This is a genomic window from Motilibacter aurantiacus (assembly GCF_011250645.1).
GTDB classification, from domain to species: domain Bacteria; phylum Actinomycetota; class Actinomycetes; order Motilibacterales; family Motilibacteraceae; genus Motilibacter_A; species Motilibacter_A aurantiacus.
Map to the genome: position 1 here is coordinate 1 of NZ_JAANNO010000062.1, position 220 is coordinate 220.

The 220-nt window shown below is 80.5% G+C and carries 1 pseudogene; it reads right to left on the reverse strand.

What is annotated here, in order from left to right:
* Nucleotides 1-220: pseudogene (locus tag G9H72_RS21020) on the reverse strand (ATP-dependent DNA helicase); the annotation flags it as partial.

A 220-nucleotide genomic window follows, 5' to 3' on the forward strand; every position in this document is an offset into this window, starting at 1 on the left:
GGAGTCCCAGCGCTCGCGGAGGGCGCCCCGCGCGGCCGGGGCCTCGGCGGACCAGCCCGCCGTGGCCAGGACGTGCCGGACCGCCTCGCCGACCGGCTCGTCGGCCGTCGAGCGGGCGGCGCCGCGGAGCAGCACCATCCCGTCGCGGACCTCCTTGCGGGCGAAGAACCGCTCGCCGCCGCGCACGAGGTAGCCGATCCCGGCGTCCGCGAGGGCCTGC